At 54.8% G+C, this 2,578-nt stretch carries 1 protein-coding gene; it reads right to left on the bottom strand.

Going from position 1 to position 2,578, the window contains the following annotated elements; all coding sequences use genetic code 11:
* Positions 1 to 34: 34 nt before the first annotated feature.
* On the bottom strand, positions 35 to 2,578 hold a 2,544-nt coding region (locus NZ772_17115; protein ID MCS6815277.1), incomplete at its 5' end, for a CHAT domain-containing protein.

The raw sequence follows: 2,578 nt of genomic DNA, 5'->3' as shown, positions 1-2,578 counted from the left end.
CAAATATCCTCTTAGTTGCATTTCCAGCATCCACTTACCAAGGATTACCAATCATGGTGAAGGCTGACCAATAGTAAGGGTGTGATAGATCTATATCTCCCAAAGCTTGTAGCTCTGGTGGTATGGGAATCTGTCCTCGCACTGTCTGCAATGTGCCTGCTTTCAAAGTAACGTTGCCCCGCGCCATGGCGATCTGTGCCTGACGCAATGCCTCTGCCCTTGTGGGTGTGGTTTGCAACTGGCTGTAGAATTCCTGCATCAGGGAAAGGGTACCGATGTCACTAACGTACCACAGGCTGGCTAGCACCGATCGTACCCCCGACTGGAAGGCAATGCCACCAAAGCCCAGTTCTGCCTCACGATCGCCTAGGGCAGTGCGGCAAGCACTCAACACCAGCAAATCTACCAAGGGCTTGTTCCAGCCCATCTGAGGAATTTGATCTAAGCGGAGTTTAGTGTCCCAAAGTTGAATGTAGGACTGCCCAGCATTTCCCGGCTTGAACTCAGCATGGGTCGCTAGGTGCAGAATCGGCAACGGATAAATGATACGCTTTGCCTTCAAGTTGTCTAGAGTGAACTGGTCGTTGAGGAATGCTTGCCCACCCTGGCGCAGGTCATGGGTAATCAGCGCCAACTCTGTGGGAATCGCAGGCAGAGGGTTGAGTTCCTGGAATGTCGAGGCTCCCATGCCTAGCACAGGGGCAGATTGAATGTTGGTGTAGGTGGTGCTGGTAAGGGAAAAACTGGGCATGAGACCGATGGCATAGCGCTCCACCAGGAATTGTTTGCCATTGTACAGGGCAGCAAGGGGGAGCGATCGCAACTTCAGGTCAGTCAAGAATACAAGCTGCTGAATCTGGTGGTTTTGCAGGTCTGCCTCTAGGGGAGCGATGATCCACTCATAGAGTTGCTGGGCAGGTTCTCGGTAGTCGGGGTTTTCCGCATCTGAGGTAGCGATCCGCATGTCGTCCGCCACAGCGGTGACCATCTGGCGAGTAATGCGGGGATAGCGCTTATAAACTGGGGCACCATTACCTGTGATCATCAGCAGCTCCAGCACATCATCGTTGCGGCGGCGCTGGATGTCGAAGCTGGAGACATCGGTGGCAGGGACATTGGTGGGCACAAAGTAGACGTAAATTAGGGCACTGGGCACTCCTGGTTCTTGGGCAATGCGCTTCAGTGCTGCAACTGCTTGGGCAATCGATTTGATCGAAGGGGGTGCTTCTACACCAAAATACTGGGCATACTCTGTGGTGAATGCCTCTTCGAGGGCGCGATAGCGTAGGTCGAGTACCGGATCGAAATTAGGCGTATCTGTCTTGGGTGGCAGCAGGATTTCGCCCTTCAGGTCGTTGCCACTACCGCCAAAGAAATCACCAGAGAAATTGAACCGGTTAGAGTTACCGGGGGTAATGACGCGAATATTGCCCCTGGTGAAGGTGCCGGGGGGCACGAGGAAGGTAGTGGCGATCGTGCTGCCACCGCTAGTAATGGCTCCTGCTGTGCCGTTGTTGGTGAACAGGTTACCGACAATGAACGGGGTCTGGTTGCCGCCGCCATGCCGCAGGGTGATGTTACCCCCCCCTAAGCCACCAGTAGTGGAAATGCTGGCAAGGGTGCCAGTGCGATTAGTAAAGGTGCCCGTAGCTCGAAACAGGCTACCCGTAGTGATATCTACAGTGCCACCAAAGCCAGCAGTGCCCCCTTGGGCGTTAATGAAGGTCACCTGCACATCCCCCCGGGGATCGATAAATACGCTACCGCCGCTACCCGTGGAAGCATTGGTGGTGACGGTGCCAGTAGTGATGCTGATAGGGGAGATCAGGGAGACGTTACCACCACTACCAGAGGTGCCCGTTTGCACAAGGCTAGAGGTGTCGAGGTTAGCAGTTACTATGCTGCCTGTTTTGCTGGTCAGACTAATGATGCCGCCATTGCCTGCGGTGCCGTTACCACCGACGATCGCAGCAGTCCTGATGGCCTGGGTTTGCACAGAACCTGTGGCCGTGAGGGCGATGGTGCCGCCAATGCCCGCTGTTCCGTTTCCGGCTCTAACTTCAGAGGCTGCTGCTAGGGAACCAGTAGTGACGGCTCCTCCACTGGTAATAGTGATGGCTCCAGCATGATTGGCTGTGCCGTCGCCTGTCGCCACGATAGAGGAAGTGTCTATGTTACCGACAGTGACATCGCCAACTGCAGCGAGAGTAACGTTGCCACCACTGGCTGAACCATTCGCAAACGTACTCACCTCACCAGGTATCGTAATACGACCTCGGCTATCAAGGATCACAGCGCCACCATTACCGGATGCACTACTCAGATCAAGTCCTGGAGAAGTGCCTGTGAAGACAATATCTCCACCAGACAAGCCTAGGTTGGGGTTGTACTGGGTGCTGAGGTATACTTGCCCATCAGAAGCATCAAAACGAATGCGGTTGAGAGTAATAGCGGCGTTGGTAGGAATGCTGCCCGTTGTCAGTCCAGTTGGTGAGAACCTACCGATGAGTCCTAGGGGAGTGCTGATCGCCCCTGGAGCTACCCCCGCTCGAATATCCAGGGTTGGACGGGCACTGCC

This window comes from Cyanobacteriota bacterium (genome assembly GCA_025054735.1).
GTDB lineage: Bacteria > Cyanobacteriota > Cyanobacteriia > SKYG9 > SKYG9 > SKYG9.
This window is presented reverse-complemented; position numbering and strand designations above follow the sequence as displayed.